This window comes from Leucobacter chromiireducens (assembly GCF_003917135.1).
In the GTDB taxonomy this organism is placed as follows: Bacteria; Actinomycetota; Actinomycetes; order Actinomycetales; family Microbacteriaceae; genus Leucobacter; species Leucobacter chromiireducens_A.
Map to the genome: position 1 here is coordinate 1 of NZ_RPDI01000007.1, position 21,052 is coordinate 21,052.

Consider the following 21,052-nt stretch of genomic DNA (forward strand, 5'->3'; position numbering starts at 1 on the left):
TACACCACTTTACGGGGCACCACTCTGAGCGCGGGAGATGCTCGCAGGGAAGGTCTGGGCTCTGGTTGTTCATGCTTACTCCTGACAGGAGTAAGCATGCTCCGTTGCTCCCGCGGGAACAACGGCTCCTGGTCCCCATATGGAATAGCCGGCACGTGGCTTCCTCAGCGGATCGCGGAGTGGGCCTTCCCGCTTATTCCCGACAGGAATAAGCGGGTGGAGATGCGCATGCCCCGTTATTCCTGCCAGGAATAACGGGGCATCGGGGCTGCAACTGCGCAGGCTTCTGCATCTAGAAGCATGAACGAAAACTATGAGTCAATCCAGTTTCCACCGTCGTGCGTTGTTTGTGGCTCCACCATTTGCGCTCTTCGGTCTGAGCAAGCCGAAATGCTTGATCCTGGAACCTTCGTGTTCTGGTGTCTTGAAACTGGTGGGTATCCCGCATCTATCCCGCACATTCCCGGAAGACTAAAACAAGCTCCGGTCATTGGAAAGCAAATCTGATCTGCATAAAGCGAAGAACCTGGCATCCCGCACAATCTCTCGATATGGTGTACTTCTAAATCGAAAGGTCACCGGATCGATGCCGGTCGGAGCCACGAAGGAGTATTACGCCTTCACCGAACCCCCATGAGGCTTCTACTCGTGGGGGTTCTTTTGTATCCCTCGCTGAACGAGCCCAGAGCGGCAGGGGCAACGGCCCACTTCTGCCGAAATGGCGTAGGGCGCCCTCGTCGTGTTCGGCAGTGTCGGGAGCGAGCTGCCGGGATGCCACTCCATGAGGAGCGGACTTGCGCAACGTCTCTCCTCAAGTCCGGTGAGTGTTGCACTGCGGATCCTCATCTCTTCGAAAGTGCAACTTCCGGGGGGCTGGTCCCCGTCCAGGGAAAAGCCCCGCCGATGTAGTGGGGAGCAACGGGCATTTGTTCTCTAGCCGCTCGGCGGTGAGTCTCCGCTGCGCTCTCCAGCGAGGGACTTGTCGGTATCAGAGGCCCTCCGCTGTAAGCTCCTCCACTTTGCTATGGTTCGTGAGTGAGTTTCGATGACGACGTCCGCCTGCTGAAGCTCTTCGCGATGCCGAAGCCAGTGAGGATCACCGCCCGAGCGTCAAGTATCACCAATTCGTTCGTGAACGGTGTGATTCCCGTGATCGCGCCGACGGCGTCGGAGATCCGAGATGCGCTTGAGGTCTTGGGCATGGTGGCCGAGGTGTCGTGCTCGTATTGCGGCGGCACGAGCACTGAGTGGGATCATCTCCGGCCCCTCGTGGTCAACCAACGTCCGACCGGGTTCATCTCAGAGATTCAGAATCTGGTGCCGGCCTGTGGCAAATGCAATCAGAGCAAGGGGAATAAACCCTGGAAGGCCTGGATGCTGAGTGCCGCGCCGCTCTCCCCGAAGACCCGTGGTATCGCAGACCTCGCGCAGCGGGCGCTTCGGCTTGAGGACTACGAGCGCTGGCGGGAACCCACCTGCGTGGATTTCGAGTCGCTCGTGACTCCCCAGCTCTGGCAGCTGCATTGGCAGCACCACGCGACGGTGCTCGGTGCGATGCAGGAGGCTGAATCGGTTGCGGCGCGCATTCGTGCGGAGATCACGGCAGCGGCGCGGTGATTCCACGCAGTATCAGCGCTCGAGCGAACTTGCCGGCAGTGTGAGCGCCAGGTAGAGGACCGTACAGACCGCTGCGAACACGCCGCCGGTGCCAATGCCGCGCCGCGGTCGTCACGCCAGCGCTCCCACTGCGTCACTCGTGCGTCAATGGCGGTGAGCGCTCGCGCAAGACGATCCCAAGCTGCTGGATCACGGGTGACCAGATCGCGCCGCGCCTGCTGTCGTAGGGCGGTCGGCTTTCAACGAAAATCAACGTTCCAGTAGGCGGGCCACCAAGCATGACGAAGAAATCTCGCCAACGCGTAGCCCTTTGGAAAGGCAACTCCGACTGTGGGACAAGTCACTATGTGTCTGCCATTCAACTGGCTGGTGCGGGAGCAGCAAACTACTCGGAACTTCCGGGAAAGCACCCGTTCGAGGCTCGTGCCTCGACATCTTGTGGCGGAATTGGGCGACATTGTGGTTGCGAACGGGTGTCTTCTGTCGTCATTGTCCAGTCAGTGAGCTCTCGTCCCTATTCAGAACTTCAGACTCTCTGTGCCGAACACCGGGGCCACCTCGGTTCGGAGCGTTCGTGAGGGAATCGCGAGCCCTCTAACCTGGACGAAGCCCTCTTTGTTTGTTTGGAGGAAGAGGCTCTCGGAGAGGAAACCCACTGGTGCAGAGTAGCGATCTCGACCTTGATTCCCCAGTGTTCGCTGAGCATCCTCAAGGTTGGCGAAGTCCAAATCAAGTGTTTGACGGGTTCCTCCTTTGTTGGGCGCTTGAGATGCAAGTGCGACGGCAGATCGCCCCTGAGAATCCTCTTCAGGATCTTGCAGAGAGACTGCCATCACGCTTCATGCACGATTCTCTCGGGGGGCTTGTCGGGGGCTTTCACGCGGCTGATGCAAGATGGTTCAGCGGGCAGGCAGTACCACGTCTCGTTGCTTTCGCGGCTGCGGCTCGAGTGTACGAGCGATTTGAGCCCCACTGGTCGCCACTTCTCCACGATTGGGGGCGATACAGCTCAGCCCTAGCGGAAGCGACTGGCGGGGCAGACCGGCTATCTGTGTTCCAAGAGCTTCACGGGAATGTTGCGCGTGGCTTGCTCGCTGCTCGAGTGGAACGCGCCTACTCGGGCTCTCTAGAGCTGTCTAGCGCTGAGGAATGGTTTGCCAAAGGAGATGAAGAGCTTCTTCGTGCTACTGCAAGTGGTTCTGCACCATCGTTCCTAATTGGGGGAACACCCGTCCCTGTGCCGATTACGGCCGATGAGCTGAAATCGTCAGTTTGGAGTTGTGCGAGGGTACTGGTGAGGGCCGGAGACGTTGGGGAGATTCTCGAGCGATACTCGTCGCAACGAGGCCAAGTGGAGGACATTCTGGACCGAGGCTGCCAGCGTGCAGAAGGAATTGTTGAGCTAGGCCTCAATCCTCGCTTCCAGAACCTTTGGCCAGGCTGGTCGTAGTCCCTTCTTGGAGGACGCTCAGTATCTGGGTGGCGAGGCCCCTGCTGTCCGCTGTGAGTGTGAGGAGAGACTCAGTGTCGCCGGTCCCGGCACTCTGGGCTCGCGCCCGTCTCACTCACCATGGCGTTCAAGAAGTGCCCGACTGAAGTGCCGGACATTATCTGGATAGCGACAAGGAACGGTCCTGCTCTGGGCGCGACAGCGCTGCTGGTAGGAGGTCCGCGCGGTTGGTTGCTCGGTCGAGACCAGAGGCATCGGCGACGCATAGGTGATCTACAATGTTCAGCATGACTCAGCACGAGACGCCGCAGCTCCCGTCCCCGAAGATCCTGCTCCCGCTGGGCATCGTCCTCATCGTCCTCGCGGTACTCGGGTTCATGTTTCTTGAGCTGCACGTCGTATCGGGCGCGTTCGCGGTACTCATCGGGCTCGCCGGTCTCGGCATGACGGTGCAGAGCATCATCCGGCTCCGGAAGGGCGAGCGCTGATCCCGGCGCGGCTGAGCGCTGCACACTACCCGCACCTCCCCGACGAAAGGCAGCCACCATGGATGAACGCATTGCGCAGTTTCTCGCCGGGCTCGAGCAGGACGGCGACGAGCGGTTCCGCATCGTGACGGAGGTGCGCGAGATCTTTCGCACGCGCTTCGCAGACGCCGAGGAGACCTTCAAGTACGGCGGTCTGCACTACCTGATCGATGGCGCGGCCTTCGCGGGGATCTTCGCGTACACGCGGCACGTGAGCGTGGAGATCAACGGCGCAGCGCACCTCGACGACCCGCACGGACATCTCGCCGGCGTCGGCGGGAAGTCCGGCCGCAAGCACGTGCGGCTCGACCGGGCGAGCGACGTCGCCGACAAGCGGGTGGGCGAGTACCTCGCGCGCGCGTGGGAGCTGTTCTGACGGAGCCAGTGCAGCCCTGGTCGGGCACGTTGACGCTCTTCCCTGGCGCGGTGCTGTTTCAGGGGCTGGGCGGCGATGCGGCGTGGCACGCGCACCATGCCGTGCAGCTGATGAGTGCCGAGCGCGAACCGCTGATCCTCGCGACGCGGCCACCAGCGGGCGAGCCGGGCGGCGGCGTGCCGCACCGCCGGGAGACGCGCGCAGCCCTGATCCTGAGCGGGATCCCGCATGAGGTCAGGTGCGCGCCGCAGCCGCTCCTCCTGCTGCTCGTTGAACCGTTCGGGCCACGTGGCCGCGCCCTGCGCGACGCCGCGAGCGCCACCCCAGCTCACCTGCACGCTGCGGAGCACGCGCTCGCGGGAGCGTCCAGCGCCGGGGCGGAGCCAGCCGAGCTCGCTGAGGCCATGCTCGCCGCGGTGGTGCCCGGCCTGGTGCAGGCGCCGACGCCGTCGTCCGAGGTGCGCGCTGCGCTCCGCCACATCGAGCGTGCCGCGCCACACGGCGAGGTTCGCCTCGCGCGCGCCGCCGCTGACGCGAGCCTCTCGCCGTCGCGGCTCACCCACCGTTTTTCGGCGGAGACCGGCATCCCGTTTCGTCGCTACGTGCTGTGGGTGCGGATCCGCCTCGCGGTCGAGACCATCGCGGGCGGGGCGCGCGGGATTTCCGAGGCCGCGGCGGCCGGCGGATTCAGCGACGGCGCACACCTCAGCCGCGTGTTCAAGCGGAACTTTGGGCTGCCGCCCTCGGCGCTGCTCGGCATGCGGGTCTCGGAGGGGAGCTGGGCGGAACGGGCGCCACGCGACGCGGCAGCCGGGAGTACCGGCACCGGCACCGGCGCCGACACCGGCGCCACAGAATAGCCGCAACGTTCAAGACCGCGACGCGTGCGCCCCCATAGCGTTGCCGTCATGGACACACACCTGAACGCAACCCCGGTGCTCGACTTCGATCACCCGTCGATCCAGTCCCTGCTCGCTGCGCGAGGGTGGGCAGCGCTGGATCGCGATGCGCGGATCGCCGCCGCCTACGACTTCGTGCGCGAACTCCCGTTCGGCTACAACCTGTCGGACGATCGCGCGGCGTCGGAGGTGCTGAGCGACGGCTACGGGCAGTGCAACACGAAGACGACGCTGCTGATGGCGCTGCTTCGCGCGCTCGGGATCCCCACCAGGTTTCACGGCGCCACGATCCACAAGCGGCTTCAGCGCGGCATCGTGCGCGGTGTGGCATACCGGCTCGCACCGGAGAGCATCCTGCACTCCTGGGCGGAGGTCGAAGTTGACGGAGCCTGGGTGGGCCTTGAGGGAGTGATCCTCGACGCGCCGTACCTCGCCGGGCTGCGGCGCCGGGTTCGCGTGTCTGGCGCGTTCCTCGGTTACGGGGTCGGTACGGAGAACCTCGCTGATCCGCCGATCGCGTGGTGCGGAGCGGACACGGCGATTCAGCAGACCGGCGTCAACCGGGACTTCGGGGTGTTCGACGATCCAGATGCGTTCTACGCGAGATACGGGGCAAACCTGACGGGCCTGCGCGGCGTGATCTATCGCTCGGTGGTGCGGCCGCGGATGAACCGGCGGGTGGCCTCAATCCGCGCGGCTGGTTGATCCCGCGCCGCTGTCTGATCCCGCGCTGCTGTCTGATCCCGCGCTGCCGGGTGACGCCGCGCCGCAGGCCGCGCAGACCCCGAGGTAGGTCACCTCGACGCCGATGATGGTCATGCCGTCGGCGCCATCGCGCGCGGCGGCGGGGGCGGGGAGCTTCGCCGCTGGCACGTCGACCACGCTGCCGCAGTGCACGCACTGGACGTGGTGATGCGCGGCGTCGTCAGCGATCTCGTAGAGCGCCGCACTCGAGGCCGGCGGGCTGATGCGCTGCAGGATCCCCACCGCGGCGAGATCCTGCACGATGTTGTGCACCGACTGCTGCGTGAGGGAGGGAAGTTCGGGCGTCACGCCGCGGTGGATCGCCGCGGCGGAGCTGTGCGGGTGGTCCGCGAGGTATGCGAGGGCCGCCTCGCGGCCGGCGGTGACGCGGAGCCCGTGCGCGCGGAGGAGCTCGGCGTGCGTGCCGGCAGCGCGAACGGGGCCGCGGCGATCAGCCGCGGCCCCGTCTCGACGCGCAGGGGACAGTGTTACGCCTCCTGGGTGATGCGATCGTCCGCGTTCAGCGCGCGGAACACGAGGCCAGCGAGCAGGCCGCCGACGAGCGGAGCGAGGAGGTAGAGCCAGAAGTTCGACCACGCGAAGGTGCCGTTGATCGCGAGCCCGAGCGCCACGGCCGGGTTGAAGCCGCCGCCGCTGATCGGGCCGACTGCGAGTGCGCCGACGAGCACGGTCGCACCGATCGCGAGGCCGTAGAAGGAGTTGTTCGGGTGGTCCTTCGAGGTGGCGACGTTGAGCACCACGGTGACGAGGGTGAAGGTGACGACGAGCTCGGCGACGAACGCCGGGAGGAGGTCGATCTGCACGGCCTCGGTGGCCGGCGGCACGACGAGTGCTGCGACGGCGACGGCGACGGCGGCACCGACCGCCTGGCCGACGACGTAGAACACGAAGTCGCGTGCGCTGAGCGCGCCGCGCACGAGCGCGCCGAGCGACACTGCGGGGTTGAAGTGGCCGCCGGAGATGTGGCCGAACGCGTAGACGAGCACCATGAGCGCGAGACCCACGGCGAACGGGGTGAGATCGCCAGCGTTCGCGATGGCGGTGATGATGGCGAACACGAACAGGAACGTGCCGAGCGTTTCGGCGGCAACGTTGCGAGCAACAGTAAGCACGGGATCAGGCTTTCTCTCGGGCGTGAGCCGCTCCAGCGTGCGCGCAGCGACCCATTCTGATAAATACCTGGGAACAGTAGCCAATTCGAGCCAGTGTGCCGAGCGGGAAATTCTCAGCTCCGGATCCCGCAATCCAAAAAACTGCGCGTGAGCTGGGAAAAGTTTCCTGGGAACTGCGAAATTAGTGCGTGTGCAGTGTCTCGCTGAACTCGATGAGCAGTGACGCGACGGGCTGTGGGCTCTTGATGATGGCCTCGTGACCGCGCCCGTCGATCTCCGCCATGCGCGCGTGCGGGATCGCGTCGGCGACCTCGCGCACCCAGCCGCGCGGGCACACGCGATCAGTCTCGCCGCGCAGCACGAGCGCCGGCGTGGTGAGCCGCGGGCAGACGCGCTCGAGCCGGTGCCGCAGCATCACACGCAGCTTCGCAATGAACCAGCGTGGACTCGTGTGCAGATACTCCCAGAGCCCGGTGAGGATCACCTTCGGGCTCTCCCCGGCCAGATCCTGCAGCATGCGCGCCGCCTGCCGCAGCGCCGTTCGCTCGTGCCGGTTCACGGTGGGGGGCGATCAGCGCGAGGCCGGCGACGAGCTCCGGGTGGTGGAGCGCCACCTCCGCGACCACCTGCGTGCCCATGGAGTGGCCGACGAGGATCACCGGGCCGGAGGTTTCCGCGCGAATGAAGCGGGCAAGGAGCTCGCCGGTCTCCTCGATCGTGGTCTCGCTGCCCGGCTCGGGGGAGTCGCCGAAGCCGGGGAGGTCGAGGGCGAGCACGCGGCCGCGCGCGGCGAGCTCGGCCCCGACACCCGCGAACGTCGCGCGTCCCATGCCGATGCCGTGGACGAGGACGAAGGTGAGGCCGGCCGGCCCCGGGGTGTCGCTGACGGCGATCTCGATGTCGCCCAGCCGTGTGCGCCGATCGCTCCCGCTCATGCAGACACCCTAGCGAATGCGGTGGCCGCAGCGGTTGGCACCGTTCCAGCCGTCCTTGTTAGTGTGGCTGGATGAGCGACGCGAGCCCGGAACAGAGCCCGGAGACCGGGCCGATCGAGACGGGTGCGCCGCGCGGGCGTCCCGCGCGGACCTACACGACGGGAACGGTGACTCGCGTGCTGCGCTGGGTTGCGGTGGGGGTGATGGTGCTCACGATCGCGGCGGCGCTGCTGAGCTACCCGAGCCTCCCCGAGGAGGTACCCGTGCACTTCGGGCTGAGCGGGGAGCCCGATGCGTGGGGGCCGAAATCGAGCATCTTCCTCCTGGTGGGCATTGGGGCAGCGGTGGTGTTCGGAGTCGCGTGGCTCTCCGCGCACCCGGCCTGGTTCAACTACCCGTCGACCGTCACCAGGGAGAACGCGCAGGAGCACTATCGCAACGGCGAGCAGATGATGGTGTGGCTGCTCCTGTGCCTCGCGGTGCTGTTCAGCGGCATCCTGTTCAGCTCACTCGCGCCGATCACGGTTGGCTGGCTGATCGCGGCGGCCGGCGGTGGGATCTTCGTGTCGCTCGGGGTGGGCGTCGCGAGGATGTTCCGGATCCCGGAGGCGGTGCGCGCATGACCACGCTCGTGTGGCTCCGTGATGACCTCCGGACCGCCGATCACCCAGCACTCGCCGCAGCGGCCGACGACCCCGGCGGGGTGGTGGTCGCGTACGTGCTCGACGAGGAGTCGCCCGGGGTGCGGCCGCTCGGTGGCGCGGCACGGTGGTGGCTGCACCACTCGCTCCTGGCGCTCGGGGAGCGCCTGGCCGAACTCGGGGTGCCGCTCGTGCTGCGGCGGGGGGCTGCGGCGCGCGTGATTCCCGAGCTGCTCGCCGAGAGCGGCGCGAGCCGGGTGCTCTGGAACCGGCGCTACGGCGCCGAGCGCGCGGGGGACGCCGCGCTCAAGGCGACGCTCCGTGAGCGCGGGATCGCGACGCACTCGTTCCCCGGCGGGGTACTGTTCGAGCCGGGCTCCGTGGTCACGGGGCAGGGCACGGCCTACCGCGTGTACTCGGCGTTCTGGCGCGCGTGCCTGGCCGGCCCGCCGCCAGCGGCCCCCCTTCCTGCCCCGGCAGCGCTCACCGCGGCCGAGACGCAGCCGCGCAGTGACGAGCTCACCGACTGGGCGCTGCTGCCCACCAGGCCGGACTGGGCCGGCGGCCTTGCGGCGCGGTGGGTGCCCGGCGAGGCCGCAGCGGAGGCCGGGCTCGAACGCTTCCTCACCGAGCGCGCCGAACGCTACGCCGCCGAACGCGACTTTCCGGACACCGAGTCCGGCTCGGAACTGTCGCCCCACCTGCGCTGGGGTGAGGTGAGCCCGCGCACCGTCTGGCACCGCGCGCTGTCGGCCGGGGTGGACGCCGGGATGTTCCTCTCGGAGCTGGGCTGGCGCGAGTTCGCGTGGCACACCGCGTTCCACGCGCAGGACCTCCACCGTTGCGGCCTGAACGCGCAGTTCGACGCCTTCCCCTGGCGCACGGAGCCCGGATTCGAGCTCGCCGCCTGGCAGCGCGGCGAGACCGGATTTCCGCTCGTCGACGCCGGCATGCGCGAGCTGTGGGCGACGGGGTTCATGCACAACCGGGTGCGCATGGTGGCGGCGTCCTTCCTGACGAAGAATCTGCTCATCGACTGGCGGGTGGGCGAGGCCTGGTTCTGGGACACGCTGGTGGACGCCGACGCGGCGAGCAACCCGTTCAACTGGCAGTGGGTGGCCGGCTGCGGCGCGGACGCCGCGCCCTACTTTCGCATCTTCAACCCGCTCACGCAGCAGCAGCGCTTCGACCCCGCGGGTGGCTACGTCGCACGGTGGGCCCCGGAGAGCCTGCTTACGCCAGAGATTGTGGATCTACGCGCGAGCCGCGCCCGGGCGCTCGCGGCCTACGATCAGGTGCGCGGCGGCGGTCAGGCTGCCGCGGGACCGAGCGCCAGCTGAACCGCGTGCTCCGCGGTCTCCGAGGTGAAGGTGAATCCTGAGTCGAGGAGCGCTGCGGGGACAACGTTCGCGTCGGAGAGGAGCAGTGAGTCCGCGGCAGCGCGACCGAGCCCGAGGCGCAGCGCCCACCGCGGCGCCGGCACGAGGAACGGCCGGTGGAGTTCTGCGGCGAGCGCCCGACCGATCTCGTTCGCGCTCGCGGGCTTCGGCCCGGACAGGTTGACCGGGCCCGTCAGCCGATGATCGATGATGTGGCGGATCGCGCGCACCTCGTCGCGCAGCGAGATCCACGGCCAGATCTGTTCGCCGCCGCCGAGCGGGCCGCCGAGCCCGAAGCGGGTGAGCAGGATCATCGGCTTCAGGACGCTCTCGGGGTGCAGCACCGGGGCGGTGCGGATGAGCGCGAGCGGCGCCGCGTCGCCAGCCTCCCGCGCCGCGCGCTCCCACTCGGCGGAGAGCTCCGCGAGAAACGTGGTGCCGACCGCGCTGGTTTCCGTGAGGCGCTCGCCCGGCCGGTCCCCGTAGAAACCGACGGCCGAGGCGGAGACGATGTGTGGGGCGTCAGCCCCCAGCTGTCGCGCCGCCGCGGCGATCGTGCGCGTCGGGTCGAGGCGTGACGCGCGCAGTTCGCGCTGATAGCGCGGGGTCCACGGGAGGCGCCCGATGCTCGCCCCGCACAGGTTGACGATCGCGGTCGCGCCGCGAAGCAGCTCTGGATCAAGCGGCGCAGCCCCCGGCCGCCACTCCGTCTCGTCTGCGGCGCGCGGCGCGCGCCGCACCAGGCGCTCGACGGCCACGCCGTCGGCACGCAGCGCGGCGCTCAATGCCCCGCCGATCAGCCCCGATGCTCCGGCAATGATCACCCGATCCCGCTGCATAGCCCCTCCTCCGTGCCCATCGCCGCGGCGCGGTGACCGCCCCGCGGTGGGCTTCAGCGTACTCGCTCAGCTAGAACCGGTCATCCAGGATCGCCGGGAGCACCAGTTCGCGCACGAACGTGGCACTCGACAGGCCGAGCACCGTGCGCACCACGTCGACCACGTCGTGGACCGGGATGAGGGTGCCCGCCCCGCGCTGCGCTGCGGTCTCGCGCGGCACCGACAGTTCGTCCTCGGTGTTGAGGTAGCCGAGCTGCAGCGTGGTCACGGCGAGCCGGTCCTGGCGGTAGTGCTCGCGCAGCGCGTCAGCGATCCCGTTCAGCGCCGTCTTCGACGCGCCAAATGCGAGCTCTGGCCGCCCGCTCCGCGGCAGCGCGGAGGTCGAGCCGGTGAGAATTACGCGCGGCCGGGCGCTGCCGAGGAGCCGCGGCAGCAGACGCTGAAGCAGGAGGAGGGGACCAGCGATGTTCGCTGCGAGGAGGCCGAGGGTGGTCTCGTCGCGCTCCTCGGTGAAGCGGTACTCGTCGCTGAACGCCGCGGGTTCCCACACGCCGAGGTTGTAGAGCACGGCGTCGAGCGTCGCTGGCGCGGCCGCGGCGACGGCGTCGGCCGCCGCTCCGGGATCGCTGAAGTCGGCCGCGATCCAGCGCTCCGGGTGCGACGCGGCCTGCGGCACGGCGCGTGCGACGCCCCACACCTCGTGCCCGTCGGCGGTGAGGGCGGTCATGAGTGCTCGGCCGAGACCGCGGCTCGCGCCGACGAGGAGAATACGCATGGATCGCAGTATGGCACAGCCGTCCTCGCGCGCGGCGTGGTGCCGGTGCGGCTCAGTGCGTCGGTGTGCGATCGGTCGCGGCGATCTGCGCGCGAAGCTCGGTGACGAGCGCCGTGAAGTGCGCGTTGCACGCGTCGATCTCGCGGTTCAGGGCGGTGCGCCCGCGTGCGCTGGGCGCGCGCTCGAGCTCCAGCGCCTGATCGCGCACGCGGTCGAGCTGCAGCGCGATGCTCGCAACGCTCCGCAGCGCGTCGGCCGTGTCGGCGCTCGCCGCGAGGAACTCCACCCACCGGCCGAGCGCGCGCGAGAGCAACTGTCGCTCGGCGACCACCCGCTCGCGGAGCGCCGCAAGCTCGGCTGGCCAGGCGGGCTCGGGCAGATCGGGATCGAGGCCCGAGAGGCTGCGCGGCACGACGGTGCCGCGCGCGATCTCGCTCTGCTCGTCGTCGGCGAGGTCGTGGAGGAACTCGGTGAGGGCCAGCCGCGTGACCGGCGCCCAGCGGCGGGCGGTGGAGCGCGCCACCACGCGGTCGACGACGAGCACGGTGAGCAGGAACGTGACGAGGCCGGCGGCGAGCCCGGACAGGACGACGAGGTCCTGCCAGATGCCGGTGGCGACGTCGAGCCAGATCACCACGACGATGACGGCGAGGCCGCCGAGCACCCCGGCGATGCGGATGGCGCGCCTGCGCGGGAAATCCTGGCTCATAGTGCCTCCTGGCGGGGATCGGGGTGCCTCCACCCTAGTCCGCTCCGGTCGGCGGAGCGGACTAGACCGGAGCATCGGCGGAAGGCAGAATGGCTGGTAAGGCGGCAAAAACGAGCAAGCGGGAATACCCCCAGGGGGTATTTCGTTGCACTGGGAGCCGGGCAGCCACGCTCGGTCCGATGAGGAAAGGGATGACGATGACCGACACCCACACGCCGCACCCGGATGCGCACGCCGGCCATGATGCGCACGCTGATCACGCGGGGGATACCGCGCACGCCGATCACGACGCGCACGCCGATCACGACGCGCACGATGCGCACGCCGGCCACGGATCGCACGGCGGCCATGGTGACCACGTCGCCCAGTTCCGGCGCCTGTTCTGGATCATGCTCGCGCTCGCGATCCCGACGGCCGCGCTCTCCGGCATGTTCGCGATGATTCTTGGCTACGAGCTGCCCGCCTGGCCGTGGCTGACCTGGGTGCCACCGATCCTCGGCACCGTCATGTACGTGTGGGGTGGCCGGCCGTTCCTGAGCGGCGCGGTCGACGAGATCCGTGCGCGGAAGCCCGGCATGATGCTCCTGATCGGCCTCGCGATCACCGTGGCGTTCCTCGCATCGTGGGGCGCCAGCCTCGGCCTCCTCGATCACCAGCTCGACTTCTGGTGGGAGCTCGCCCTGCTGATCGTCATCATGCTGCTCGGGCACTGGGTGGAGATGCGCTCGCTCGCGCAAACCACCTCGGCGCTCGACTCGCTCGCCGCCCTGCTCCCGGACACCGCGGAGCGCGTGGAAGACGGCGAGATCGTCGTCGTCGCCCCCAGTGAACTGCGCGTTGGCGACCTGGTCGTGGTGCGGCCGGGCGCGAGCGTGCCGGCCGACGGCCGGGTCGTTGCGGGGCGCGCGGCCATGGACGAGTCGATGGTGACGGGCGAATCGCGCACGGTCACCCGCGAGCCGGGGGACCGCGTCACCGCGGGCACGGTCGCCACGGACTCCGGACTGCGCGTCGAGGTCACCGCGACGGGCGACGATACGGCGCTCGCCGGGATCCAGCGCCTCGTCACGGAGGCGCAGAACTCGTCCTCGCGCGCGCAGCGCCTCGCCGACACGGCGGCGGGGTGGCTGTTCTGGTTCGCCCTCGGGGCCGCGGTGCTCACGGCGATCGCTTGGACCCTCTTCGGCCAGCCGGACGAGGCCGTCGTGCGCACCATCACCGTGCTCGTGATCGCGTGCCCGCACGCGCTTGGCCTCGCGATCCCGCTCGTCGTGTCGATCGCGACGGAGCGCGCGGCGCGCGGCGGGGTGCTCGTGAAGGATCGACTCGCCCTCGAGAGCATGCGCGTCGTCGACGCCGTGCTGTTCGACAAGACCGGAACGCTCACGAAGGGTGAGCCGACGGTGTCCGAGGTGGCCATCGCCGAGGCGAGCGGCGGACTCGACGCGGACGGCGTGCTCGCGCTCGCCGCAGCGGCCGAGGCGGAGAGCGAGCACCCGCTCGCGAAGGCGATCGTGCGAGCTGCGCGGGATCGGGGCCTTGCGGTTCCGGCGTCCTCGGGCTTCGCGTCGTCGCCCGCGGTCGGGGTGACCGCGACCGTGGACGGCGCGCGCATTCGCGTGGGCGGGCCCTACCTGCTCGCCGAGGAGGGGGTCGAGGAGTTGTCGGCCGTCGTGCCGTGGCGCGAGCGGGGCGCGATCATCCTGCACGTGCTGCGGGACGGCGTGGTGGTCGGCGCGCTCGCGCTGAGCGATGAGATCCGCCCGGAGTCGCGTGAAGCGGTTGACGCGCTCCACGCGCTCGGGGTCAGTGTCGTGATGATTACGGGCGACGCCCCGGCGGTGGCGCACACCGTGGCGGCCGAGCTCGGTATCGATCGCGTGTTCGCTGGCGTGCGGCCGGAGGACAAGGCGGCGAAGGTGCAGGAGCTGCAGGCCGAGGGGCGGCGCGTGGCGATGGTGGGCGACGGCGTGAACGATGCGCCGGCGCTCGCGCAGGCCGACGTTGGGCTCGCGATCGGCGCGGGAACGGACGTGGCGATCGCCTCGGCCGGCGTGATCCTCGCGAGCGACGATCCGCGTTCGGTGCTGTCGGTGATCCGGCTGTCGCAGGCTGCCTACCGCAAGATGCGGCAGAACCTGTGGTGGGCGGCTGGCTACAACCTGGTGTCGGTGCCGCTCGCAGCCGGCGTGCTGGCTCCCATCGGGTTCGTGCTGCCGATGTCGGTTGGCGCAATCCTGATGTCGCTGTCGACCATCGTGGTGGCGCTCAACGCGCAGCTGCTGCGCCGGCTCGACCTGCGCCCGGATGTGGTGACGCGCGAGATTCTCGACTCGGCGCCCCCGGCCACGGCCCAGGCTCCGGTCCCGGCCTAGGCTCCGGCTGGCCCCGCCCCCGCCCCCCCAAATCGCAGCGACTCTGATTCGGATCTGGGCCCCCGATCCGGATCAACCCCGCACTAAATGGGAGATTGGACCGGAGTGAGCAAGGGCTGCGGGCGGGGGCGGTGGGCCCGGGTGCGGGCGGGGGCCGGGGCGGCAGGCCCCGGGCTAGCCCGGGGTGAGGACTCCGTCGATGAACGCGGCCGCGCGGGACGCGAGCTCCGCGCGGTGCGCGGCGACGAGCTCCTCCGCCGGCGGATCGAGCGGCGTGAGCGGTCGGAGCGCGTTGACGCGCGCGTTGCAGTCGAGATCGACGCAGAGGTACGTGCCGATGGTCGACATGCGGCGCTCGGCGAGCCCGGTCGGCGCGACGAAGAGCGACACCTGCTCGAAGCGGCGCGGGATCCGGCAGAGCTCGCACATCACCGCGCGGCCAGCCGCGGTGCGGGTGCGCGTGGTGGTGAGCATGATCCCGCGCAGCGGGCCGCCGTGCGCGGTGAACAGGTAGCCGCGCTGCAGGGCGCTCGGGTCGCGCCAGCCGAGGAAGTCGCGCTCGCTCCAGGCCGGCCGCGGCGGGCGGGCCGACATGCGCACGGTGCGCCGGGTCGGCTGGTCGATGTTGCCGAGCGCGGCGCGAAGCTCGCTCAGGGTGTGCGGGGGCACTGGCTCTCCTTCGGTTAAATCTGTACGACTGTACAGATTAGTGGACTAGGCTGGATTCGTCCACCGGGGAAGCGAGGATCCATGGCCTACCTGCCACGCGAGGAGCGCCGCGCTGCGATGATCGACGCCGCGCTCGCGGTGATCCGCGCCGACGGTTTCGCCGCGGTGTCGGCCCGCTCGGTCGCGCAGGCGGTGGGCGGCTCGCCGGGGCTCGTGCACCAGCACTTCGCCTCGGTCACCGAGCTCACCGGGCTCGCCTGGCGGCACTACGTCGCGGGGAACCTCGCGGAGTTCTCCGCTGCGGTCGGGGGAGCGGGGGCCGCGGCCGTTCCCGAGTTCTTCGCGAACCACCTGGACGAGGACCGCGCGGCGGAGCTCGGGCTCTGGGCCGACGCGCTGGCGCACGCGCTGCGGGTGCCGGAGTTCGGCGAGGTCTTCGCCGGCACCCTCGCGGAGCTCGTCGACGCGCTGCGCGGGGCCGATCCCGATCTGACGGAGCCCGAGGCGGATCGGGTGGTGCTCCTTGGCATCGCGCTCGCCGGCATGCGCCGGGTGGCACCGGAGCGCTACGGCGTCGCGCGCGTCGTCGAGATCGTCGGCGCGGAGCGGGGCGTGACCCAGTAGCGCGCGTCGCGTGCAGGCGTCCTTCAGCTTTCGCTGACACGATACCGGGTATGGGTATCTCAGCCGCGCGTGTGCGCCCCGTCCTCGTTGCCACGGCGATCGCCGCGACCGTGCTGCTCGCCGGCTGTTCGGCCGCGCCGGGGGCCGGCCAGTCGGCCGCCGCGAGCGAGAGCACGGGCGCTGCCGCGGGCGCCGCCGCCGTGCTGGCCGAGCTCGGCATCGACGCGAGCGACCCGGTTGCGCTCGTCGACGGACTCGAATCGCTGCCGGTCGCTGACCGGCCGGAGGGGTTTGTCGCGCAGGTCATGCCGACGGAAGTGAAGGTGCAGCCCGAGCAGGCCGGTGAACTCATCGTCCCGGTCGCGGACGACCAGTTCTATCTCTCGGTCGCGCCCTACCGCACGCAGACGCACCCCTGCACGTTCCACGTGCCGACGTCCTGCCTCGGCGAGCTGCAGAACACCGAGATCCAGCTCCGGATCACCGACGCGGCGAGCGGGAACGTGATCGTCGACGAGGCGCGCACCACGGCGGACAACGGCTTCACCGGCGTGTGGCTGCCGCGCGACGGCGAGTTCACCGTCGAGATCACCGCGGACGGCGAGACCGCAACGGAGACCGTGCGCACGGGGGCGGAAGACCCCACCTGCATCACCACGCTGCAGCTCAGCTAGGGGCGTGCGACACGCTGCTCCCCGGCCGCGCGCTGCGCCAGCAGGATCTCGCGGAATCGCTCGGCGGCAGGCGACGGGTTGAACGCGTTCCAGATGAGCACCTCGTGCCGCCGCGGCGTCGGCGAGACCGAGAACGCGGCGATCCGGTGCGACTCGCGCTGCGCGACCACCGCGGGGAGCAGCCCGACGGCGAGCCCAGCTTCGATGAGGCGCAGTGACGAGTCGAGCGCGCTGCTTTCGAACTGGACGTCGCGTTCAAGCCCCGCACTCGCGAACGCCCGGTCGCTCTGCGCCCGGGCCGGTGAGCCTGCTGGGAAGTCGACGAAGGGCTCCGCGGTGAGCTGTGCGAGTGGCACGCGCCTGCGTCCGGCGAGCCGGTGTGCGCGGCTCACGACGCCCATGAGCAGCTCCGCGCCGAGGAGCGCAGCCCCAACGTCCTCCGGCAGCGTCGGTTCAGGCAGGCCGAGCACGGCGACGTCGATGCGACCGGCCCGCACGCGCTCGATGAGCCGGTCGCTGTGGTGTGTTCGCAGGGTGATCCGCACCGCGGGGTAGCGCGCGCGGAACTCGGCGAGTGCGGCGGGCACGTCGACCGTGCCGGTGGTGGGAATCGTGCCGATGGTCAGCGTGCCGCGAATCTCACCGGTCGCCGCGGCCCCGGCGCTCGCGGCGCTCGCGGCGGCGTCGAGCGCCGCGAGCGCGTGCGGGAGGAACGCCTCGCCCGCCGGGGTGAGCGCCACCCTGCGGCTCGTGCGCGCGAAGAGCGCGTAGCCGAGCTCGCGCTCGAGCACGGCGACCTGGTGGCTGAGCGCCGACTGCACGACGTGGCACTGCTCCGCGGCGCGCGTGAAGTGCTTCGTCTCGGCGACCGCCACCACGTACCTGAGCTGTTGGAGTTCCACCGATCAATCGTGAATCACGATTGATTGCATGTCAACTATGCGTTGGACTCATGAGTCTTCCACCCCGAGGATGGGAACGCCGGGGAGGTGCTCCGGCGGAAACGGAGACCCATGCGTATCGGACTGCTGAGCGGCAGCATCGCGAGCGACTCGATCAACACGGCGCTGCTCGGGGCGCTCGCCCACCTCATCGACGGGCGCGCGGAGCTCGTCCCGGTCGAAATCACCGAGCTGCCCGTGTACGGGCGGGACGCCGACGCCGACCACCCCGCGGCAGCGCGGGCGTTCAAGGAGCTCGTGCGCGGGCTCGATGGGCTCGTGATCGCGACGCCGGAGTACAACCGTGCGATCCCCGCCGCGCTGAAGAACGCGCTCGAGTGGGGCTCGCGCCCGTGGGGCGAGAACATCTTCGCCGGCCTGCCGGTCGGCATCGTCGGCGCATCGCCTGGCACGATCGGCACGGCGCTCGCGCAGCAGCAGCTGCGCGCCGGGCTCGCGTTCCTCGACGCCCCGACGCTCGCGCAGCCCGAGGTGTACCTGCGGTGGCACGACGGCATGCTCGACGACGCGGGGCGCATCGCCGACGCGGGAACGCGCGCGTTCCTCGAGGGGTGGTCGAACCGCTTCCTCGCGCACGTCGCGCTGCACGCGCGGGCGGCGGTGCGCTCGTGAGCGCCGCGCCGGCGCAGTCGCCCGCTCGGCCGAGCCCCGCGACGCGTGCCGGGGCCGGGCGCGGGATCGGGGCCGCGACCGCGCTCACCGCGCTCGCCCCCATGATCTGGGGCACCACGTACTTCGTGACCACGGAGTTCCTGCCGGCCGGGCACCCGCTCTTCGCCTCGCTCGTGCGCGCGCTTCCCGCGGGGCTCGTGGTGCTCGCCTGCACCCGCGTGCTGCCGCGCGGCCGGTGGTGGGGGCGCACGCTCGTGCTCGGTGCGCTCTTCATCGGGGTGTTCTTCCCGCTCCTCTTCGTCGCGGCCGAGCGGCTGCCCGGCGGCGTCGCCGCGACGGTCGGCGCGCTGCAGCCCATCATTGTCGCGGTGCTCGCGCGCGTGCTGCTCGGCGACGCGGTGTCGCCAGCGCGGCTCGCCTTCGGCGCGCTCGGCGTCGGCGGCGTCGCGCTCATCACCCTCACGCCGCAGGCGCGACTCGATCCGATCGGGATCCTGGCCGCGCTCGGCACCGCCGTCTCGCTCGCGCTCGGCCTGATCCTCGCGAAGCGGTGGGGGAGGCCGGCCGGGGTGGGCCCCGTGGCATTCACGGGGTGGCAGCTCACCGCTGGCGGACTCATGCTGCTCGTGCCGGCGCTCGCGTTCGAGGGGATCCCCGCGGGGATCGACGGGCCGGCGCTCGGCGGGTACCTGTGGCTGGCGCTCTTCGGCGGGCTGATCTCTTACACGCTGTGGTTCGGCGGGCTCGCGCGGATCCCGATCGCCGCGGCGTCGTTTCTCGGTCTGCTCTCGCCCGTGGTCGCGATCAGCATCGACGTGCTCGTGCTGCACGCCGAGTTTTCCGCATGGCAGGTGCTCGGTCTCGCGCTCACGCTGCTCGCGCTGGTGGGCGGACAGCTCGCCGGGAAACGGGAATTGCAACTGAAAGAGTCGTGATTCCCCACTTCTGCAACGAAATCAGTTGTGATACCTTTATCTCGCTGCCGTATCCGCGCAAAGTATGAGTGTCCACTCCGGGCGCTCCGCGGGCGGCGGATCCAACTGGAGTGATACCGTGACCGCCACCGGCCACACCTCAAGCGCGTTCGCGCCCACCCTGTCCACCGTCGCAGACACCCTCGTCGAGGCCGTCGATACCGCGACGCTCCGCATCGCTGGCGCGGCACCGGCCGAGCGCCAGCTCCGCTTCTTCCAGGCGCGCCCGGTGCTGCGCCGCGTCGCCTTCGTCGCGGGCTACGAGGGGCTCAGCGTGCTCTTCACCGTCGTGGTGCTGAGCTCGCTGCTCGGCCACGGAGGCGGGCAGTCGACCCTCACCGCCGTGCTGCTGTCCACCACGGCGACCATCTGGAACTACGTCTGGAACACGATCTTCGAGGCGATCGAGCGCCGCACGGGCGCGACGGGCCGCGGCGTCGGCTCCCGCGCGCTCCACGCCATCGGCTACGAGGGCGGCGTGCTCGTCTTCACGATCCCCCTCGTCATGTTCATGCTCGGGCTGGGGCTCATCGAGGCGATCCTGCTCGAGGGCGGCCTGCTGATCTTCTTCCTCGTGTTCACCGTCGTCTATACCTGGGCGTTCGACCGCGTGTTCGGCCTGCCGGCGTCGGCCCTCACGGGGGCCGAGGCGCACTAAGGCCGCGCGGCAGACGCCAGGGGGCGCTGCTCGGGGTGATCCCGATCAGCGCCCCCGGCGTCTGCGCTGCGCGCCTAGCCCATGATCTTCGCGAAGGTATCGCGAATGCCCTGCTCGTTCCACGACCACACGTCGTCGCCGCGCAGCACGGCGTCGGCCCCGCCGTCGCAGTAGATCGTCTGCCCGCAGCAGTGCGTGTTCTGCTCCGAGGTGAGCCAGATCAGCAGGTTCGCGATGCTCTCCGGCGGCTGGTGCGAATTCAGCGGCATCGGCACCGAGCGATCGACGAGCGCACGGCCCTCCTCGCTCGCGAGCAGCTCCTGCGTCATCGGCGTGACCACGGTGCCTGGGCCGACCGCGTTCACGGGGATCCCCGCGCCGGCCCAGCGCGCCGTCGGCGCCTCGCGGCGCACCCAGCGAGAGATCGCCTGCTTCGAGGACGAGTAGATGAGGTTGCCGGTCTGCGGGTCGCTCGCCAGCTGCTCGGCGATCGCGCGCGCCGCCGCCTCGTCGTCGCTGAGGAGCGCCTCAACGAGCGGGGGCGCGACGGGCTGCAGCGACGCCATCGAGGAGATGAGCGCAACGCGCGGCGCCGCCGAACGCGTGAGCGCCGGCTGCATCGCCTCGAGGAACTCGGTCATGCCGAAGTAGTTCACCGAGGCCGTGATCACCTTCGGGATCGCGAGGCCGGCGCAGGCGATGACCGCGTCGACGGTGCCGCCGGCGAGCTTCGTGGCCGCCTCGGCTGCGGCGAGCCGACCCTCGTGAGTCGAGAGATCGCCGGACACCTCGACGCCCTGCAGATCGACGCCGATCACGGTGTTGCCTGCGTCGCGCAGCAGCTGCGTGGTGGTCTTGCCGATCCCGGAGGCTGCGCCGGTGACAACATAGGTGCGGGACATACGTGTTCCTTTCACTGAGGGGGTGTGGTGAGCAGCCCCGCGGCGAAGCGGGGAAGCAATGCGGTGAGTGCCTGGCGGTCGCGCGGATCCCACTCGAGCGTCGCCGCCGTGATCATCGCGACGCCCGCGCGGAAGAGCTCCGCGAAAATCTCCTGCCCCTGCGCCGAGAGCGAGATCCGCACCGAGCGCCGATCGCGGGGTGTGGCGGAGCGGGCGAGGAGTCCCTGCGCCTCCATGCGGGTGATGAGCTTCGAGGTCGACGGGCGGCTGAGGCGAAGGTCGCTCGCGAGCGCGCTCGGGGTCGTGTCGCCCGCCGCGATGCCGAGCAGGTACAGCGCGCGCACCGCGACGGGGTCGAGGGAGATGCCGGCGGCCGCGGTGACCCCGCGCTGCATCTCCGGCGACGACCAGTGCGAGATGAGCCGCGTCAGTGCGAGCAGCACCGCCCCGGTGTCACCGGTGCTGGGAATCGGGGTGGCGTGCTCGAGCGGGATCGAGGCCGTGCCAAGAGCGCCCTGATCGGGGAGATTGCGCGGTGAATCGTGCACCATGCCTCGCACTCTACGCCCAATAGTTGC

At 69.9% G+C, this 21,052-nt stretch carries 24 protein-coding genes; 13 read left to right on the plus strand and 11 right to left on the minus strand.

The window, feature by feature from the left end:
- The first annotated feature begins 1,035 nt into the window (after positions 1–1,035).
- From EGM46_RS04750 to EGM46_RS04770, 5 genes are all read left to right on the plus strand, one after another.
- Positions 1,036–1,617: an HNH endonuclease gene (locus EGM46_RS04750; protein ID WP_206427502.1), complete on the plus strand. Its 582-nt coding sequence runs from the start codon at positions 1,036–1,038 to the stop codon at positions 1,615–1,617.
- A 1,737-nt stretch (positions 1,618–3,354) separates the two neighbouring features.
- Positions 3,355–3,555, plus strand: a complete 201-nt coding sequence (locus EGM46_RS04755) for a hypothetical protein (protein ID WP_125099034.1) — start codon at positions 3,355–3,357, stop codon at positions 3,553–3,555.
- 58 nt (positions 3,556–3,613) lie between these two features.
- Positions 3,614–3,970, plus strand: a complete 357-nt coding sequence (locus EGM46_RS04760) for a DUF1801 domain-containing protein (protein ID WP_125099035.1) — start codon at positions 3,614–3,616, stop codon at positions 3,968–3,970.
- A complete protein-coding gene (locus EGM46_RS04765) occupies positions 3,955–4,830 on the plus strand; it encodes a helix-turn-helix domain-containing protein (protein WP_125099036.1) in 876 nt (291 codons plus the stop codon). Before EGM46_RS04760 ends, EGM46_RS04765 begins: the two co-directional genes overlap by 16 nt.
- Positions 4,831–4,878: 48 nt before the next feature.
- On the plus strand, positions 4,879–5,574 hold the full coding sequence (locus tag EGM46_RS04770) for a transglutaminase-like domain-containing protein (protein WP_125099037.1): 696 nt from the start codon (positions 4,879–4,881) through the stop codon (positions 5,572–5,574).
- On the opposite strand, the gene EGM46_RS04775 is transcribed toward EGM46_RS04770, so the two are convergent.
- The 4 genes from EGM46_RS04775 to EGM46_RS15190 all read right to left on the minus strand — a co-directional run bounded on the left by EGM46_RS04775 (position 5,554) and on the right by EGM46_RS15190 (position 7,681).
- Entirely contained in the window at positions 5,554–6,210 is a 657-nt protein-coding gene (locus EGM46_RS04775; RefSeq protein ID WP_125099038.1) for a Fur family transcriptional regulator, read from the minus strand. The genes EGM46_RS04770 and EGM46_RS04775 overlap by 21 nt on opposite strands.
- Positions 6,102–6,746: an MIP/aquaporin family protein gene (locus EGM46_RS04780; RefSeq protein ID WP_125099150.1), complete on the minus strand. Its 645-nt coding sequence runs from the start codon at positions 6,744–6,746 to the stop codon at positions 6,102–6,104. Before EGM46_RS04780 ends, EGM46_RS04775 begins: the two co-directional genes overlap by 109 nt.
- A 181-nt stretch (positions 6,747–6,927) precedes the next feature.
- Positions 6,928–7,161 carry an alpha/beta fold hydrolase gene (locus tag EGM46_RS15185; RefSeq protein WP_431194065.1) on the minus strand — a complete coding sequence of 78 codons (234 nt, stop codon included), beginning with the start codon at positions 7,159–7,161 and terminating at the stop codon, positions 6,928–6,930.
- Positions 7,088–7,681 carry an alpha/beta fold hydrolase gene (locus EGM46_RS15190; protein ID WP_431194066.1) on the minus strand — a complete coding sequence of 198 codons (594 nt, stop codon included), beginning with the start codon at positions 7,679–7,681 and terminating at the stop codon, positions 7,088–7,090. The genes EGM46_RS15185 and EGM46_RS15190 overlap by 74 nt, the downstream gene beginning before the upstream one ends.
- 71 nt (positions 7,682–7,752) lie before the next feature.
- Between EGM46_RS15190 and EGM46_RS04790 the strand changes: the two genes are divergently transcribed.
- Positions 7,753–8,304 (plus strand): DUF1648 domain-containing protein, encoded by a 552-nt coding sequence (locus tag EGM46_RS04790; protein ID WP_125099039.1) that lies wholly within the window; start codon positions 7,753–7,755, stop codon positions 8,302–8,304.
- Positions 8,301–9,662: a cryptochrome/photolyase family protein gene (locus EGM46_RS04795; RefSeq protein ID WP_125099040.1), complete on the plus strand. Its 1,362-nt coding sequence runs from the start codon at positions 8,301–8,303 to the stop codon at positions 9,660–9,662. The genes EGM46_RS04790 and EGM46_RS04795 overlap by 4 nt, the downstream gene beginning before the upstream one ends.
- Here EGM46_RS04795 and EGM46_RS04800 read toward each other — a convergent pair.
- The 3 genes from EGM46_RS04800 to EGM46_RS04810 form a co-directional block, all read right to left on the minus strand.
- Complete coding sequence (locus EGM46_RS04800; RefSeq protein ID WP_125099041.1) at positions 9,632–10,540, minus strand: TIGR01777 family oxidoreductase; 909 nt, start codon at positions 10,538–10,540, stop codon at positions 9,632–9,634. The two genes, EGM46_RS04795 and EGM46_RS04800, sit on opposite strands and share 31 nt — an antisense overlap.
- A 70-nt stretch (positions 10,541–10,610) precedes the next feature.
- Positions 10,611–11,315 (minus strand): SDR family NAD(P)-dependent oxidoreductase, encoded by a 705-nt coding sequence (locus tag EGM46_RS04805; RefSeq protein ID WP_125099042.1) that lies wholly within the window; start codon positions 11,313–11,315, stop codon positions 10,611–10,613.
- Between the two features lie 52 nt (positions 11,316–11,367).
- On the minus strand, positions 11,368–12,024 hold the full coding sequence (locus EGM46_RS04810) for a hypothetical protein (protein ID WP_241156187.1): 657 nt from the start codon (positions 12,022–12,024) through the stop codon (positions 11,368–11,370).
- A gap of 191 nt (positions 12,025–12,215) precedes the next feature.
- Between EGM46_RS04810 and EGM46_RS04815 the strand changes: the two genes are divergently transcribed.
- Entirely contained in the window at positions 12,216–14,399 is a 2,184-nt protein-coding gene (locus tag EGM46_RS04815) for a heavy metal translocating P-type ATPase (RefSeq protein WP_125099043.1), read from the plus strand.
- Positions 14,400–14,573: 174 nt separating this feature from the next.
- Here EGM46_RS04815 and EGM46_RS04820 read toward each other — a convergent pair whose 3' ends face one another.
- Positions 14,574–15,068 (minus strand): FBP domain-containing protein, encoded by a 495-nt coding sequence (locus tag EGM46_RS04820; protein WP_164512814.1) that lies wholly within the window; start codon positions 15,066–15,068, stop codon positions 14,574–14,576.
- Positions 15,069–15,149: 81 nt separating this feature from the next.
- On the opposite strand from EGM46_RS04820, the gene EGM46_RS04825 reads away from it, so the two are divergent.
- Complete coding sequence (locus tag EGM46_RS04825) at positions 15,150–15,692, plus strand: TetR/AcrR family transcriptional regulator (protein WP_125099045.1); 543 nt, start codon at positions 15,150–15,152, stop codon at positions 15,690–15,692.
- Between the two features lie 50 nt (positions 15,693–15,742).
- Complete coding sequence (locus tag EGM46_RS04830; RefSeq protein ID WP_125099046.1) at positions 15,743–16,366, plus strand: CueP family metal-binding protein; 624 nt, start codon at positions 15,743–15,745, stop codon at positions 16,364–16,366.
- Here the strand turns inward: EGM46_RS04830 and EGM46_RS04835 are convergent.
- Complete coding sequence (locus tag EGM46_RS04835; protein WP_125099047.1) at positions 16,363–17,268, minus strand: LysR family transcriptional regulator; 906 nt, start codon at positions 17,266–17,268, stop codon at positions 16,363–16,365. The genes EGM46_RS04830 and EGM46_RS04835 overlap by 4 nt on opposite strands.
- A gap of 111 nt (positions 17,269–17,379) precedes the next feature.
- Here EGM46_RS04835 and EGM46_RS04840 point away from each other — a divergent pair, with 111 nt between their 5' ends.
- The 3 genes from EGM46_RS04840 (at position 17,380) to EGM46_RS04850 (ending at position 19,572) form a co-directional block, all read left to right on the plus strand.
- Positions 17,380–17,940 carry an NADPH-dependent FMN reductase gene (locus EGM46_RS04840; protein WP_125099048.1) on the plus strand — a complete coding sequence of 187 codons (561 nt, stop codon included), beginning with the start codon at positions 17,380–17,382 and terminating at the stop codon, positions 17,938–17,940.
- Entirely contained in the window at positions 17,937–18,875 is a 939-nt protein-coding gene (locus EGM46_RS04845; protein WP_241156188.1) for an EamA family transporter, read from the plus strand. The genes EGM46_RS04840 and EGM46_RS04845 overlap by 4 nt, the downstream gene beginning before the upstream one ends.
- Before the next feature lie 118 nt (positions 18,876–18,993).
- Complete coding sequence (locus EGM46_RS04850) at positions 18,994–19,572, plus strand: PACE efflux transporter (protein WP_206427503.1); 579 nt, start codon at positions 18,994–18,996, stop codon at positions 19,570–19,572.
- Positions 19,573–19,646: 74 nt separating this feature from the next.
- On the opposite strand, the gene EGM46_RS04855 is transcribed toward EGM46_RS04850, so the two are convergent.
- Together EGM46_RS04855 and EGM46_RS04860 are read right to left on the minus strand one after the other, a co-directional pair.
- Positions 19,647–20,474: an SDR family oxidoreductase gene (locus EGM46_RS04855; RefSeq protein WP_125099050.1), complete on the minus strand. Its 828-nt coding sequence runs from the start codon at positions 20,472–20,474 to the stop codon at positions 19,647–19,649.
- An 11-nt stretch (positions 20,475–20,485) separates the two neighbouring features.
- Complete coding sequence (locus tag EGM46_RS04860) at positions 20,486–21,025, minus strand: MarR family winged helix-turn-helix transcriptional regulator (protein WP_125099051.1); 540 nt, start codon at positions 21,023–21,025, stop codon at positions 20,486–20,488.
- Between the last annotated feature and the right edge of the window lie 27 nt (positions 21,026–21,052).

Bases quoted from the DNA above. Each gene is read 5' to 3' on its own strand.
- EGM46_RS15190 (WP_431194066.1), bottom strand. From the start codon at position 7,681: ATGAGCGGGAGCGATCGGCGCACACGGCTGGGCGACATCGAGATCGCC.
- EGM46_RS04855 (WP_125099050.1), bottom strand. From the start codon at position 20,474: ATGTCCCGCACCTATGTTGTCACCGGCGCAGCCTCCGGGATCGGCAAG.
- EGM46_RS04805 (WP_125099042.1), bottom strand. From the start codon at position 11,315: ATGCGTATTCTCCTCGTCGGCGCGAGCCGCGGTCTCGGCCGAGCACTC.
- EGM46_RS04755 (WP_125099034.1), top strand. From the start codon at position 3,355: ATGACTCAGCACGAGACGCCGCAGCTCCCGTCCCCGAAGATCCTGCTC.
- EGM46_RS04790 (WP_125099039.1), top strand. From the start codon at position 7,753: ATGAGCGACGCGAGCCCGGAACAGAGCCCGGAGACCGGGCCGATCGAG.
- EGM46_RS04770 (WP_125099037.1), top strand. From the start codon at position 4,879: ATGGACACACACCTGAACGCAACCCCGGTGCTCGACTTCGATCACCCG.
- EGM46_RS04800 (WP_125099041.1), bottom strand. From the start codon at position 10,540: ATGCAGCGGGATCGGGTGATCATTGCCGGAGCATCGGGGCTGATCGGC.
- EGM46_RS04795 (WP_125099040.1), top strand. From the start codon at position 8,301: ATGACCACGCTCGTGTGGCTCCGTGATGACCTCCGGACCGCCGATCAC.
- EGM46_RS15185 (WP_431194065.1), bottom strand. From the start codon at position 7,161: ATGCTGCGGCACCGGCTCGAGCGCGTCTGCCCGCGGCTCACCACGCCG.
- EGM46_RS04760 (WP_125099035.1), top strand. From the start codon at position 3,614: ATGGATGAACGCATTGCGCAGTTTCTCGCCGGGCTCGAGCAGGACGGC.
- EGM46_RS04840 (WP_125099048.1), top strand. From the start codon at position 17,380: ATGCGTATCGGACTGCTGAGCGGCAGCATCGCGAGCGACTCGATCAAC.
- EGM46_RS04830 (WP_125099046.1), top strand. From the start codon at position 15,743: ATGGGTATCTCAGCCGCGCGTGTGCGCCCCGTCCTCGTTGCCACGGCG.
- EGM46_RS04810 (WP_241156187.1), bottom strand. From the start codon at position 12,024: ATGAGCCAGGATTTCCCGCGCAGGCGCGCCATCCGCATCGCCGGGGTG.
- EGM46_RS04815 (WP_125099043.1), top strand. From the start codon at position 12,216: ATGACGATGACCGACACCCACACGCCGCACCCGGATGCGCACGCCGGC.
- EGM46_RS04860 (WP_125099051.1), bottom strand. From the start codon at position 21,025: ATGGTGCACGATTCACCGCGCAATCTCCCCGATCAGGGCGCTCTTGGC.
- EGM46_RS04825 (WP_125099045.1), top strand. From the start codon at position 15,150: ATGGCCTACCTGCCACGCGAGGAGCGCCGCGCTGCGATGATCGACGCC.